General features: G+C 59.7%; 9 protein-coding genes and 1 riboswitch. Of the genes, 7 read left to right on the top strand and 2 right to left on the bottom strand.

The features are described from left to right. Positions 1-210 precede the first annotated feature (210 nt). The 3 genes from ACLH1I_RS21645 (at position 211) to ACLH1I_RS21635 (ending at position 4,778) form a co-directional block, all read left to right on the top strand. Entirely contained in the window at positions 211-1,128 is a 918-nt protein-coding gene (locus tag ACLH1I_RS21645) for a bestrophin family protein (protein WP_004202620.1), read from the top strand. Positions 1,129-1,449: 321 nt separating this feature from the next. Further along, complete coding sequence (locus ACLH1I_RS21640) at positions 1,450-3,750, top strand: FdhF/YdeP family oxidoreductase (RefSeq protein WP_004202619.1); 2,301 nt, start codon at positions 1,450-1,452, stop codon at positions 3,748-3,750. Between the two features lie 146 nt (positions 3,751-3,896). After that, entirely contained in the window at positions 3,897-4,778 is an 882-nt protein-coding gene (locus ACLH1I_RS21635) for a LysR family transcriptional regulator (RefSeq protein ID WP_004202617.1), read from the top strand. A gap of 8 nt (positions 4,779-4,786) precedes the next feature. Here the strand turns inward: ACLH1I_RS21635 and ACLH1I_RS21630 are convergent, their stop codons facing one another. Then, on the bottom strand, positions 4,787-6,193 hold the full coding sequence (locus ACLH1I_RS21630; RefSeq protein ID WP_004202615.1) for an MFS transporter: 1,407 nt from the start codon (positions 6,191-6,193) through the stop codon (positions 4,787-4,789). Between the two features lie 599 nt (positions 6,194-6,792). On the opposite strand from ACLH1I_RS21630, the gene ACLH1I_RS21625 reads away from it, so the two are divergent. Then, on the top strand, positions 6,793-7,473 hold the full coding sequence (locus ACLH1I_RS21625) for an MgtC family protein (protein WP_004202612.1): 681 nt from the start codon (positions 6,793-6,795) through the stop codon (positions 7,471-7,473). Between the two features lie 96 nt (positions 7,474-7,569). Next, positions 7,570-8,631 (top strand): cell division protein ZapE, encoded by a 1,062-nt coding sequence (gene zapE / locus ACLH1I_RS21620; protein ID WP_032425868.1) that lies wholly within the window; start codon positions 7,570-7,572, stop codon positions 8,629-8,631. 32 nt (positions 8,632-8,663) lie between these two features. Here the strand turns inward: zapE and katG are convergent, their stop codons facing one another. After that, complete coding sequence (katG, locus tag ACLH1I_RS21615) at positions 8,664-10,841, bottom strand: catalase/peroxidase HPI (protein WP_004202604.1); 2,178 nt, start codon at positions 10,839-10,841, stop codon at positions 8,664-8,666. Between the two features lie 343 nt (positions 10,842-11,184). After that, positions 11,185-11,264, top strand: a riboswitch (ZMP/ZTP riboswitch). 17 nt (positions 11,265-11,281) lie between these two features. Here katG and ACLH1I_RS21610 point away from each other — a divergent pair. Beyond that, a complete protein-coding gene (locus tag ACLH1I_RS21610; protein ID WP_004202603.1) occupies positions 11,282-11,914 on the top strand; it encodes a LysE family translocator in 633 nt (210 codons plus the stop codon). Between the two features lie 221 nt (positions 11,915-12,135). After that, complete coding sequence (mrdA, locus tag ACLH1I_RS21605) at positions 12,136-14,046, top strand: penicillin-binding protein 2 (RefSeq protein WP_017900544.1); 1,911 nt, start codon at positions 12,136-12,138, stop codon at positions 14,044-14,046. The last annotated feature ends 28 nt before the right edge of the window (positions 14,047-14,074 follow it).

Below are 14,074 nucleotides of genomic sequence, written 5' to 3'. Positions count from 1 at the left end.
CCCTGAGCCATTATTCCTCGCGCCTTCCGCCCGCGCATTGATTGCCTGAACGATAAATAAGGCTCATACTGAGCCGGCCATTACCATCGCTAAATAATGGCGCAGATCTGCCCGTTGCAGTTAACGATAAAATAAACCAATCGGTTCATAGATAATCTCTATTCTTTATTTCGAGATAATGACCAGAGCGGTAATTCAGGAAGTCAGACAATGATCATTCGGCCAGAACAACACTGGTTTCTTCGCCTATTTGACTGGCACGGCTCCGTGCTGTCAAAAATCATCTTTCGTCTGCTGCTTAATGTGCTGATGTCCATCATCGCCATTATCAGCTATCAATGGTACGCGCAGCTGGGGATCCACTTAACGGTGGCGCCGTTCAGTCTGCTGGGCATCGCGATAGCGATTTTCCTCGGCTTTCGCAACAGCGCCAGCTACAGCCGCTTCGTCGAGGCGCGCAATCTGTGGGGGACGGTGCTTATCGCCGAACGCACCCTGGTGCGCCAGCTGCGCAATATCCTGCCGGCGGAACACGATGCCCATCAGCGCATCGTCAGCTATCTGGTGGCCTTCAGCTGGAGCCTGAAGCACCAGCTGCGCAAAACCGATCCGACGGCTGACCTGCGGCGGCTGCTGCCCGAGGAGAGGGTGACGGAGATCCTCGCCAGTTCGATGCCCACCAACCGGATCCTGCTGCTGGCCGGTAACGAAATTGGCCAGCTGCGCGAGGCGGACAAGCTGAGCGACATCACCTACGGGCTGATGGACAATAAGCTCGATGAGCTGGCGCACGTGCTGGGCGGCTGCGAAAGGCTGGCCACCACCCCGGTGCCGTTCGCCTATACCCTGATCCTGCAGCGCACCGTGTACCTGTTCTGCACGCTGCTGCCGTTCGCCCTGGTCGGGGATCTGCACTACATGACGCCGTTTGTCTCGGTCTTTATCTCCTACACCTTTTTATCCTGGGATTCGCTGGCGGAAGAGCTGGAGGATCCTTTCGGCACCGCCGCCAACGACCTGCCGCTGAACGCGATGTGCAACACCATTGAGCGCAATCTGCTCGACATGACCGGTCAACATCCGCTGCCGGAGACGCTGCGTCCGGACCGTTACTTCAACCTGACCTGAACCCCTGCGCGCCGGGCAGTTTCCGCTGCCCGGTCATCACTTTCCCGTCCCCGCGTGACCCGCCGCGCAGAGGGCGGCGATAAAAGCAAAATTTGCAAATAAGTTAAATTTAACACCCGATAGATAACATCAATTATACAGATTTGTGGCGTATGTTATTATTCGGTTAACAAACGCAGTACCTACGCTTTCCCATCGTACTATCCTTGAGAAACAGCATTCTTATCAGGTGACGCCGCGCACACCTCGCCTCGTCGCCGGAGTCGTCGCACGCTTTTTTTCGGCCGGCGGCGGCCAGAACAGAGCAGCAGGAGTAAAAAGATGACCAATAAAAGACGCGCGGTTCCCGGTGTTCACCCCTATGACGGTCCGGCAGGCGGATGGGGCGCGCTGAAGGCCACGGCCATTGCCGTGCGTACCCAGATGGATGCCTTCGAGGCGCCCGCCACGCTGCTGCGAACTAACCAGCCGGATGGGTTTGACTGCCCGGGCTGCGCCTGGCCGGATAAAGAGCATAAATCCACTTTTCAGTTTTGCGAAAATGGCGCCAAAGCCGTTACCTGGGAGGCGACCACCAAACGGGTGACGCCAGCGTTCCTCGCGGCTAACACCGTGACCTCCCTGCTGGCGAAAAGCGATTTTGAACTGGAGGGCTATGGCCGCTTAACCCATCCTTTGGTCTACGACCGCGCCAGCGATACCCTGCGACCGGTGGCGTGGGAGGCGGCCTTCGCCCGTATCGGCGAGATCCTTCGCGGCCTGCAGCCAGATGAAGTTGAATTCTACACCTCCGGACGGGCCTCCAATGAAGCGGCGTGGCTGTTTCAGCTGTTTGCCCGCGAGTACGGCACCAATAACTTTCCCGACTGCTCTAACATGTGCCATGAATCTACCAGCGTGGGCCTGCCGCAGTCGATCGGCATTGGCAAAGGCACCGTCTCCCTCGACGATTTTGACCAGACCGAGCTGGTGATCTCCATCGGCCATAATCCGGGCACCAACCATCCGCGGATGATGGGCACTCTGCATGAGCTTTCCCGCCGGGGTGTGCCGATTATCGTTTTTAACCCATTGCGTGAGCGGGCGCTGGAGCGTTTTGCCGACCCGCAGAACGTGATGGAGATGGCGACATATCGCTCGACGCCGATCGCGTCGACCTACTACCAGGTACGGGCCGGCGGCGACGCGGCGGCGCTGAAAGGGATCGCCAAAGCGCTGCTGCAGCTGGAGGAGGAGCAGGGCCAGGTGCTCGACCACGCGTTTATTGCGCAACATACCCAGGGGTTCGCCGCCTTCGCCGAGGATCTGCACGCCACCCGCTGGCAGGATATTGAGCAGGAGTCCGGTCTGACGCGCGAGTCGCTAACCCAGGTCGCCGTGGCCTACGCCAAATCCACGGCCACCATCGTCACCTACGGCATGGGCATCACCCAGCATAATAAAGGCACCTCCAACGTCCGGCTGATTGCCGACCTGCTGCTGATGCGCGGCAATATCGGCAAGCCAGGAGCCGGGATCTGCCCATTACGCGGCCATTCAAACGTGCAGGGAAACCGCACCGTCGGGATCAGCGAAAAACCCACTGCGGCCTTCCTCGACAGCCTGCAGCGGGTGATGGGGATCGCGCCGCCGCGGCATCATGGTCACGATGCGGTGAAGGCGCTGGAGGCCATGATCGCTGGCGACGCCAAAGCCCTGATCTGCCTCGGGGGCAACTTCGCCGTGGCGATGCCGGATCACGAACGCGCTTTCCCGGCGATGCGCAACCTTGAGCTCAGCGTTCACGTCGGCACCAAGCTCAACCGCTCGCACCTGTTGACGGCGAAAGAGACCTTTATTCTGCCGTGTCTGGGCCGCACCGAGCTTGACCTGCAGGCCAGCGGCCGACAGTCGATCACCGTCGAGGATTCGATGTCGATGGTACATGCCTCCTCAGGCAAGCTTAAGCCCGCCTCGCCGACGCTGCGCTCGGAGCCGGCGATTGTCGCCGGTCTGGCGAAGGCCACTCTGCCGGCCAGCAAAGTCGACTGGCTGTATCTGGTGGAAGATTACGACCGCATTCGCGATCTGATCGAACAGACCATTCCGGGGTTCGAGGATTACAACCAGCGCATTCGCCACCCCGGGGGCTTTCGCATGCCGCTGCCGCCGACCGAGCGTATCTGGCCTACCGCCACCGGCAAAGCCATGTTCTCGGTTTTCAAAGGCGTGCATGAGAACGTGGTGGTGGAGGGAGAGGATGTGATGCGCTTAGTGACCCTGCGCAGCCACGACCAGTACAACACCACCATCTACGCTATGGATGACCGTTACCGCGGCGTTTTTGGCCGTCGCGACGTGCTGTTTATGAACGAGCAGGATATGGCCGACCAGGGCCTGGAGCATGGCGATCGGGTGGATATCCACACCGCGCTGCCGGGCAGCGCGTTGACGCTCAGAGATATCACCGTGGTGGCCTACGGCATCGCGCCCGGCACCGTCGGCGCCTATTATCCGGAAGCCAACGTGCTGGTGCCCTTGAACTATCTGGATGAAGAGAGCGGTACGCCCTCCTATAAGTCAGTTCCTGTCCGCCTGACGCTGCGCTCGAAAGAGATTCGCCCGCTGGCTGGCGCGCGTTAAAGAAGCAGGGCGTTGGGCGGCGTCGCGCCGTCCTGCGCCCCGTCGCCCCTCCTGTCCTCGCTTGAATTTATCGGTGATGAAACTAACATTCTGGTAACCTGTGCGCGGCCCCGGGGGTGAACGGCGGGGTTCAAACGGGAAAGAGAATGGATATTAAGCAACTCAAGTATTTGATCGCGCTCGATCAGACGCGCCATTTTGGCCAGGCGGCGGCAGCCTGCCATATTACCCAGCCAACCCTCTCCATGCGCATTCGTAATCTGGAAGAGGAGCTGAACCTGACCCTTATCCAGCGCGGGCAGCGCTTTGAGGGTTTTACCCCTGAGGGGGAGCGGATCCTCGCGTGGGCGCGGGCGGTGCTTGCCGCCCATGACGGCCTGGCGGCGGAGGCGGCCATCTGTCGCGGGCAGATGGTCGGCCAGCTGCGGGTTGGTATGGTGCCACTGGCGAGCCTCAACCCGATGCAGCTGATTAAACCCCTCGCGGAGAAATACCCGGCGCTGCAGTTCAGCCTGCTGTCAATGACCTCGGAGCAGATTATCGATGGCGTCAGCCGCAACCAGCTGGACCTGGGGATCTGTTACCTGCAGCATCTGGATGAACGCCTGTTTAAGATCGCCCGGCTGCCGCAAACCCGGATGGGACTGCTGCACGATAAACGCCATTTCGACTTCAGCGCCGGGACGCCGGGCTGGGATACGCTGGCGGCGCTGCCCCTTGGCTTTCTGACCAAGGGAATGTACTACCGGGAATCCATTGAAATCAGCTTTAAGGCCAAAGGGCTAACCCCGACGTCTGTCTTTGAAAGCGATTCAACGTTTCAGATTATCCAGGCGGTGCAGGCGGGGATCTGCTGCGCCATTATGCCGCTTAACAACGGCCTCGAAGCGCTGAGCGATAATCTTGAAATTCTGCCGATCGCCGAAACCCAGGTCGATTCGCAGCTGGCGCTGATTATGCGCCAGCAGGAGCCGGTCTCGTCCCTGGCGGAAAAATGCTTCGCCGAGGCGCAGGGGATTTTTGGCTGAGGCCAGCCTCAGATATTCTCCAGTCGAATGCCCCGGGTTCTCGGGCCGAAGATCCCCACCGACAGCATCACCATCAGCATACTGACGACGATAAAGCTAATCACCCCCGGCGTGCCGGCATATTGCAGAATAATGCCGATCAGGATGCTGGTCACCGCGGTCGAGAGACGACTGAACGAGTAGCAGAAGCCGACGGCGCGGGCGCGAATATGGGTCGGGAAGACCTCGGCCTGGTAGGCGTGGTAGCTGATGGTCAGCCAGGCGTTGGACCAGGTGATCATAAACCCGCAGATCACCAGCAGGATAGGATTGTTTTGCAGCGCAAACAGGGTGCCGAAGATGACGGTCATCAGCGCGGAGAGTACGATCTGCCACTTGTTCTCAAAGCGATGCACGAAGCGGGTGCAGAACAGGCAGCCCAGCGGATAGGCGAGGGTGATAAAGAAGGCGTACAGCAGACTGTGGGTGATACTGGCCCCCTGACCGGAAAGCAGCGCTGGCAGCCAGTTGCCAAAGCCGAAGAAACCGATCGCCTGGAAGAAATTCATCACCATCAGCATCAGGGTTCGCTGCCGGTACTGCGGCGCCCAGATTTCGCCGAAGGTGCCGCGTTTGACGACGCTCTGTGCCGCCTGCACATGCTTCGGCGACGGCGTCAGGCCGCAGCGGGCTTCCATGGCGCACATCACCGCATGCGCTTCATCATGCCGCCCTTTGCTTTCCAGCCAGCGGGCTGACTCCGGCAGCTTTTTGCGGATAAACCAGATCGCCAGCGAGAACAGCGCACCGAAGATGATCACCCAGCGCCAGCCGCTGAGGCCGAAGAGGGTGGTTGGCACCAATATCCAGGACATCAGCGCTACCGCCGGAACCGACAAGAACTGAATAAAGAAGGCAAAGGCGAAGGCTTTATTGCGCAGGTGGGTAGGTACCCATTCGCTGAGGTAGGTGTCAATGGTCACCAGCTCAATGCCGAGGCCGATTCCCACCAGAAAGCGGAAGAAGATCACTCCTTCCGCACTGCTCTGGGTCGCCATCAGCAGCGAGAAAAAGCCGTACCAGGCGAGCGCCACCATAAAGGTCAGGCGGCGCCCCAGCTTGTCCGCCAGCGGCGCCAGCAGACTCGCGCCGATAAACAGCCCCATAAAGGTGGCGGAGGCAAAGGCCGCCTGATCGGCGATGCCAAAGATCCCCGCCGCGCCGGTGTGGAAAATACCCTCCGCCAGCAGGCCCGCGCTGATGTACCCGGTCTGGAACAAATCGTAGAGCTCAAAGAAGCCGCCGAGGGAGAGTAGGGTGATAAACGACCATAACCCGAAGGAGGCGGGCAGCGCGTCAATGCGTCCGGTTAAGCTGGCGTGCGGTTGTCCTGGCGAAGCATAGGGCGATTCGCCGAGAACCTGGGTGGTAGACATGGTGTTGTGTTCCTCAGGAAGAATGGTTTGCCTGCTAATGTTAAGTGATTGTTAATAGTTTTAAATTTTTAATCTTTAGCGTTAACGGCAATCTTTAGCGTAAGATCGCGCCATGCAGGGTAAAAGATGATATTCATGCTGCTTTTCGCCGCACGCCAAGGGAAGAATTGAAGTAAATCACCGTGGGCGGCAATGTTCTCCGCCAGGCTATGTCGCGCTGCGCAGGGCCAGGCCCAGGGCCAGACAGAGTAAACGAATCCTCACTGGCGGCGTTTTCCCGCTTTACCCGCTATTGCGCCGGGCTATAATGTGCCCACTTTCATACAGGAGTCATGCGTTGGACAGTCATCCTTATTGTTATTCTCCGGCAAGTTAACGCGACTATTTTCGCTGCTTGCCGAACCGGCGGGCAGCAATCTTTGATTACCGGATTGCCTCCCTGAATGTAGTGATTCGCGACCGAACGCGAGAGGCATCGTTATGTTTCTGTTTCCCACCACCTTATTTCCTCCACCATCATCCGCCCGCTAATTGCCCGGCGCGGCTGAGCGCGACATCAATACATTTTTATTGCTTTCTGTTATCTGGAGGAAGGCGCGATGGTATTTCCTTATATGACACATTTACTCGCGGCAATGCTGCTGGGAGCGCTGATCGGCGCGGAAAGACAATGGCGGCAACGTATGGCCGGTTTGCGGACCAATGCGCTGGTGGCCACCGGCGCGGCGGTGTTTATTCTTAGCGCGATGTCGGCCTCGCCGGACAGCCCGGGGCGCATTGCGGCGCAGATCGTCTCCGGTATCGGCTTCCTGGGGGCGGGAGTGATTATGCGCGATGGCATGAACGTTCGCGGCCTCAATACCGCCGCCACCCTGTGGTGCTCGGCCGGTATCGGTGTCCTTTGCGGCCTGGGGCAGTTCTGGAACGCGACGGCGGCGACGCTGATTATTCTGTGCGCCAATATCCTGCTCCGCGAAGCGGCGCAGCGTATTCATGCCTTGCCGGGCGCCGGTGACGAAGAAAAACGCTATATCTTACGCGTCACCTGTTTGCGCGAGCATGAAAAGGCCGTGCGTCAGCTGCTGCTGAATATTGCTCAGCAGCAGAGGTTCACCCTGCAGGGATTACAGTCGGCGGCAGCAGACACGGCGGATCAGCTGGAGATTTGCGCGGAGCTGATTAGCCATAAGCAGCATCAGAAAACGCTGGCGCAGATTATGGCGCAAGTGGGCGTTCAGCAGAACGTCACCTCGGTACACTGGCGCGTCGGAGAAGCGTAGAGACAGGCGGTGGGGCAGCGGAAACGGCCGCTGGCCGCGCGATTCGCCAACCCGTGGTAAAGCGGCTAGAATGGCCTCCTGCCGGAGGTTATAAGAATGTTAAATAATGGATGTGTGCCGTCGGAATCTGGCCAGACTATGACGACGGCTGATTTTCGCTTTACCCGCGTGATGGCCGAGCAGGCGGCGCGTGCCCGTCTGACGCTGGACGACGATCAGCTGTCGCTCATCGCTCGCCTGGACGCCCTGGGCCAGCAGCTGTTGTCCGCGCCCGGCACGCCGCAGGGACTGTACGTCTGGGGACGCACCGGGCGAGGGAAAAGCTATATTCTCGATCACTTTTTTGCCAGCCTGCCGCTTGCCGCCCGGCGTCGGGTCCATTTTCATCACTTCTTCCGCGAACTGCACCAGCGGCTGAATGCCCCCGGCGCGCCCGGCCTGCAGACGGTGATGATGCAGATGACCTCCGGCTGCCGCCTGCTGTGTTTCGACGAATTTCATCTTCACGACCCCGGCGACGCCATGCTGATGAAGGCGCTGCTGGAACACCTTTTTCAACGGGGCATCGTGCTGCTGGCAACCTCTAACTACCCGCCGGAGATGCTGCTGCCTAATCCGCTGTATCACGATCGCTTTTTACCGTCGATCGCGCTGATCCGCGCCCACCTGGCGGTCGTCGCACTTAACGGCGAGGAGGATTATCGCGAACGGCATCTGAGCCAGGATAACGCCTTCTGCAGCGGGCGGCTATGGGTTAACCCGGGCGAATCACAGCGTCAGCTGTACGAGCTGCCCTCGCTGCCTGCCGAACCGGTCCCGCTGGAGGTAGGCTACCGCACGCTGCAGGCGGCCGCGGCGTCACCCGCCTTGCTCCATTTCTCTTTTGCCCAGCTCTGCCAGGCCGCCACGGCGGTGATGGACTATCTGGCGCTCAGCGAACGTTATGCCGTCTGGTTACTGGACGAGGTGCCGCCGCTAGCCACGGTAGGGCCGGCGGCCCAGCAGCGCTTTATCAACGTGATTGATGTGTTGTATGAAAAGCAGATCCGCCTGCTGCTGGTGACCCGCTGCGACCTGGAGACGCTGGTGGCCGGGGTGGAACTGGAGGATATTCAGCGAACGCGGAGCCGCCTGCAACAGCTGCCGCGGGCGGTATAAAAAAAGCCCCGGCGGGTGCCGGGGCGAGGGGATCACAGGTCGAAACGGTCGAGGTTCATCACCTTGGTCCAGGCGGCGACAAAGTCATGCACCAGCTTCTGCTGCCCGTCGGCGCAGGCGTACACTTCCGCCAGGGCGCGAAGGACCGAGTTGGAGCCAAACACCAGATCCACGCGGGTGGCGCTGTACTTCGCTTCGCCGGTTTTACGGTCGCTGCCGGTAAACAGCTCCGCCCGATCATCGGCCGGTTTCCAGACGGTGGCCATATCCAGCAGGTTGACGAAGAAGTCATTGCTGAGCACGCCGACGCGGTCGGTAAACACCCCGTGTTTGCTGCCGTCGTAGTTGGCGCCCAGCACGCGCAGTCCACCCACCAAAACCGTCATTTCCGGAGCGGTTAAGGTCAGCTGCTGCGCTTTATCGATCAGCAGCGTTTCCGTCGACACACCGCCCTCGATGCGACGGTAGTTGCGGAAGCCATCCGCCAGCGGCTGCAGCAGGTCAAACGACTCGACGTCGGTCTGCTCAGGCAGGGCGTCGACGCGGCCAGGGGTAAACGGCACGTTGACGCTGACGCCAGCCGCCGCCGCAGCCTGCTCAACGCCGACCACGCCAGCCAGCACGATGATATCGGCCAGCGACGCTTTGCCGGAAGCTCGCTGGATCGCCTGTAGGGTCGGCAGCACCCGGCTGGCGATAGCATTGACCGGCCAGTCCTTCTGCGGGGCCAGCGCCAGACGCGCGCCGTTGGCGCCGCCGCGCTTATCGCCGCCGCGGAAAGTGGAGGCGGAGGCCCAGGCTACCGATACCAGCTCACTCACCGACAGGCCGGCGCCGGCGATGGCGGTTTTCAGGCTGGCGATGTCTTCCGCGCTCGGCTGATGGGTGGCCGCCGGCAGCGGATCCTGCCAAATCAGATCTTCTTTTGGCACTTCCGGCCCGAGGTAACGGGATTTCGGCCCCATATCGCGGTGGGTCAGCTTGAACCACGCCCGGGCGAAGGCCTCGTTAAAAGCCTGCGGGTCGTTGAGGAAGCGACGGGAGATCTTCTCAAACTCCGGGTCGAAGCGCAGGGTCAGGTCGGTGACCAGCATGGTCGGTTTGCGCTTTTTCCCCGGGTTAAACGGATCCGGGATAATTTCCGGGGCGTCTTTGGCTTCGAACTGGATAGCGCCCGCCGGGCTGCGGGTCTGCACCCATTCGTATTTGAACAGGTTCTCGAAAAAGTAGTTGCTCCACTGGGTGGGCGTCTGCGTCCAGACCACTTCCAGACCGGAGGTAATGGCATCCGCGCCTGCGCCGCTGCCGTAGCTGGAGTGCCAGCCCAGGCCCTGTGCTTCCAGCGGCGCGGCTTCCGGCTCGGCGCCGACGTGGCTGGTTTCTGCGGCGCCATGGGTTTTACCCAGCGTGTGGCCGCCGGCGATCAGCGCGACTATTTCTTCATCGTCCATCGCCATATTGCCGAAGGTGGCGCGAATGGCCGCGGCGGCGGACAGCGGCTCGCCGCTGGCGTTCGGTCCTTCCGGGTTAACGTAAATCAGCCCCATTTCGGTGGCGCCGATGGCCTGTTTCGCCAGGCTTTCCGGGTGACGGTGGGCCAGCCACTCTTTCTCATCGCCCCAGTCAACGTCCAGATCCGGTTCCCAGACATCTTCACGACCGGCGCCAAAACCGAAGGTGCGGAAGCCGGCGTTTTCCAGCGCCACGTTACCCGCCAGCATGTAAAGGTCGGCCCAGGAGATTTTCTGGCCATATTTCTGTTTCACCGGCCACAGCAGACGGCGGGCCTTATCTAGGCTGACGTTGTCAGGCCAGGAGTTCAGCGGCGCAAAGCGCTGCTGCCCACGACCCGCGCCGCCGCGACCGTCAACGGTGCGGTAGGTGCCGGCGCCGTGCCAGGCCATACGAATAAACAGACCGATATAGCTGCCCCAGTCTGCTGGCCACCACTCTTGCGAATCGGTCAGCAGCGCTCTGAGGTCAGCCTTCAGCGCGGAGTAATCGAGCTTTTTAAACTCTTCCCTGTAGTTAAAATCCTCACCCAACGGGTTGGAACGACTGGAGTGCTGGTTCAGCAGATCGACACGCAGCTGGTTAGGCCACCAGTCGCGGTTGCCGGTGCCGCTGCCGGCGCTCTGCTTGGGCGTCTCGGCGTGGAAAGGGCACTTTCCGGCGGATGCGTTGTTGGATGGGTCGTTAGACGTGCTCATATCAGGCTCCGTTTGCTTTTGTGAATGCCGTTACGATATACACTGCTACCAATAAGCGATATTTGAATGAGTCTACGGATTTAATAGCTAATTCCGTTCAACGAAGGGCGAAACACCCTCTTATATGACCTGGCGGATCCAGGGGTAAAAAATACACCTCACCATTAACCATAGACGTAACGAGACGGCAAAGGAAACGATCTGCGTCAATCGGGCCGAAGGAATGCTAATTGTTTGAGATATGACAATTTTACTATGAGAAAAGGATGAGGGTTTTCCGCTGAGCGAGCGTAACGAATGCCCGGCGCAGGGGTTGTTGGCGGACACAGAATAAGCTAATACTTAGACACCATGTGACTGGCGCTAAAGACAGAATACTGTTGGGGAGCATGGTCGACGTCGCCGCGCGCCTGGGCATTACCGCTATCTGGAGATAAGTTATGCCTGAATTCGCTTCATTAATGGCCTTTGCCGCGGTGGCGCTGGGATTAGTGTTAACCCCCGGCCCCAATATGATGTATCTCACTTCGCGTTCGATTTGCCAGGGAAAACGCGCTGGCTTTATCTCCCTTGCCGGGGTTGCCGTGGGCTTTTTCTTCTATATGCTGTGTGCCGCTTTCGGCATTACCGCGTTGGTTTTCGCGGTCCCTTATGCCTACGATGCCTTGCGTTTATGCGGGGTCGCTTATTTGCTCTATCTGGCGTGGCAGGCGATAAAACCAGGAGGGAGGCCGATATTCGCGGTGCGTGAATTACCTGCGGACAGTGGGCGTAAGCTGTTTCTGATGGGATTTATCACCAGCCTGGCGAACCCCAAAGTTGCTATCCTCTATTTGTCCCTGCTGCCGCAGTTTATCACCCCCGGACTCGGTAGCGTGCTCAGCCAGTCGTTAATGTTAGGCTGTACTCAGGTATTAATCAGTGTGGCGGTGAACGGCCTGATTATCTTGCTGGCCGGGCAGGTGGCGTTATTTCTTAGCCGGCGGCCGGGCTGGCAACAATTTCAACGCTGGCTGATGGCGACGGTACTGGCCGGAATGGCGGTTAAGATCGCTTTTGAGGCCAGAAAATAACCGGGTTTGTCGGGAAAAGGGAGGCCAGCGATATCCGTCGCTGGCTAACCTCGCACCCTGACGCCTTTCTGCCACAGAGAAAGGCTCTCCAGGCTCTAACATGCTGAAACATTTCTGCCAGATCATTAGCAACCTTTCAGTAGGGCTAACGCCGCGATAAGGCTATGCTTCCCGGCCGTTACGCCGTTGGCTTTTCCCGTGATCCAGGTGATGTACCGCTAATGCCCCTTTTGAGAGATGAAATTCGCGACCACTCCGCGGAAGAGATGCTGTTTATCCGCCGGGCCGCAATCGCCTTTCTGCTGGTGGTGGTCTGCTTTGGCGTGCTGATTTTCAACCTCTACCATCTGCAGGTGGAGCAGCACGATTTCTACCAGACCCGCTCCAACCAAAACGATATTAAAATGCTGCCCATCGCCCCCAGCCGCGGGCTGATATTCGATCGCAACGGCATACCGCTGGTGCAGAATATTACCCTGTATCGCCTGCAGGTGATCCCGAGCAAAATTCCCGATATGGCCGCGCTGCTGCAAACCCTGACGCCGATTGTCGACCTGACGCCGGACGACATCGCCAGCTTCCGCGACGATATGCACCACAGCAGCCGCTATAAAGCGGTTACCCTCAAATCCGACCTCAGCGACGTGGAGGTGGCCCGCTTCGCGGTCAACGAATTCCGTTTCCCCGGGGTGACGGTGGAGAGCTATCAGCAGCGTGAATACCCCTACGGCGCAGAGCTGGCGCACGTGGTGGGCTATGTGTCGAAAATCAACGACAGCGACCTGCAGCGGCTGGCGAAAGATGGCGAAGAGGAGAACTATGCTGCCGACCACAATATCGGCAAGCAGGGGATCGAGGGTTATTACGAAAAAGCGCTCCACGGCACCACCGGCTACCAGGAGGTGGAAGTGGACAACCACGGCCGGGTGGTGCGTCTGTTGAAAGAAGTACCGCCGGTGGCCGGGAAAAACCTCTACCTGACCCTTGACCTGCACCTGCAGCAGTATATTGAGTCGGTACTGAAGGGGCAGCGCGCGGCGGTGGTGGTGGTCGATCCCCGGGATGGCGGGGTGCTGGCGATGGTCTCCAGCCCCAGCTATGATCCTAACCCGTTCGTCAAAGGTATCGGCTATCAGGCCTATAAATCGCTGCTGGATAACCCGGACCGGCCGCTGATCAACCGCGTCACCCAGGGGCTGTATCCCCCGGCCTCGACGGTGAAGCCCTATATGGCGCTGTCGGCGCTCTCCGCCGGCGTGATCACGCCGAACACCACCTTCTTCGGGGCGCCGACGTGGACCCTGCCGGGCACGCAGCGTCGCTACCGCGACTGGCTGAAAACCGGCCACGGCATGCTCAACGTGACCAAAGCCATTGAAGAGTCGGCGGATACCTTTTTCTACCAGGTTGCCTTCGAGATGGGCATCGACCGGATCCATGAGTGGCTGAGCAAATTCGGCTACGGCCAGTCCACCGGCATCGATCTCAATGAGGAGTATAGCGGGGTGCTGCCCAGCCGGGAGTGGAAACAGCGAGTGCATAAAAAGCCCTGGTACCAGGGGGATACCATCTCCGTCGGTATCGGCCAGGGATACTGGATCGCCACCCCCATCCAGATGGTGAAAGCGCTCACCACGCTCCTGAACAACGGTAAGGTGCAGGACCCGCATCTGCTCTATTCGATGAAGCAGGGCAATCATGTGGAACGCTATCAGCAGCCGGCGAACCTGCCGCAGGTGGGCGATCCAAAATCCCCGTACTGGGGCATTGTGCGCAACGGCATGTACGGGATGGCGAATTTGCCCAACGGCACCGGCTACAAGCTGTTCCATACCGCGCCGTACCAGATTGCGGCGAAGTCCGGGACTTCGCAGGTGTTCAGTCTGAAGCAAAACCAGACCTATAACGCCAAAATGATCCCGGTGCGTCTGCGGGATCACATCTTCTATACCCTGTTTGCCCCTTATCAGCATCCGAAGGTGGCGATGGCGCTAATCCTGGAGAACGGCGGCGGGGATGGGGTGGTGGCCGGACCGACGGCGCGCGCCATTCTGGACCATATTTTTGTCCCGCAGCAGGCGCCGGCGGCCGCAGCCGACGTGCCGCAGCGGGAGAGCGCGGACGCCCAGTAAGCGGCTGGACTTATTCCGCAGGCGCATC

Origin of the sequence: Klebsiella sp. 1SOBk10mer, from assembly GCF_046602535.1 — a bacterium.
GTDB classification, from domain to species: Bacteria; Pseudomonadota; Gammaproteobacteria; order Enterobacterales; family Enterobacteriaceae; genus Klebsiella; species Klebsiella quasipneumoniae.
This window is presented reverse-complemented; position numbering and strand designations above follow the sequence as displayed.

Excerpts from the sequence above, each read along its gene's own strand:
- ACLH1I_RS21645 (WP_004202620.1), top strand. The coding sequence starts at position 211 with ATGATCATTCGGCCAGAACAACACTGGTTTCTTCGCCTATTTGACTGG.
- ACLH1I_RS21640 (WP_004202619.1), top strand. The coding sequence starts at position 1,450 with ATGACCAATAAAAGACGCGCGGTTCCCGGTGTTCACCCCTATGACGGT.
- ACLH1I_RS21635 (WP_004202617.1), top strand. The coding sequence starts at position 3,897 with ATGGATATTAAGCAACTCAAGTATTTGATCGCGCTCGATCAGACGCGC.
- ACLH1I_RS21630 (WP_004202615.1), bottom strand. The coding sequence starts at position 6,193 with ATGTCTACCACCCAGGTTCTCGGCGAATCGCCCTATGCTTCGCCAGGA.
- ACLH1I_RS21625 (WP_004202612.1), top strand. The coding sequence starts at position 6,793 with ATGGTATTTCCTTATATGACACATTTACTCGCGGCAATGCTGCTGGGA.
- zapE (WP_032425868.1), top strand. The coding sequence starts at position 7,570 with ATGTTAAATAATGGATGTGTGCCGTCGGAATCTGGCCAGACTATGACG.
- katG (WP_004202604.1), bottom strand. The coding sequence starts at position 10,841 with ATGAGCACGTCTAACGACCCATCCAACAACGCATCCGCCGGAAAGTGC.
- ACLH1I_RS21610 (WP_004202603.1), top strand. The coding sequence starts at position 11,282 with ATGCCTGAATTCGCTTCATTAATGGCCTTTGCCGCGGTGGCGCTGGGA.
- mrdA (WP_017900544.1), top strand. The coding sequence starts at position 12,136 with ATGCCCCTTTTGAGAGATGAAATTCGCGACCACTCCGCGGAAGAGATG.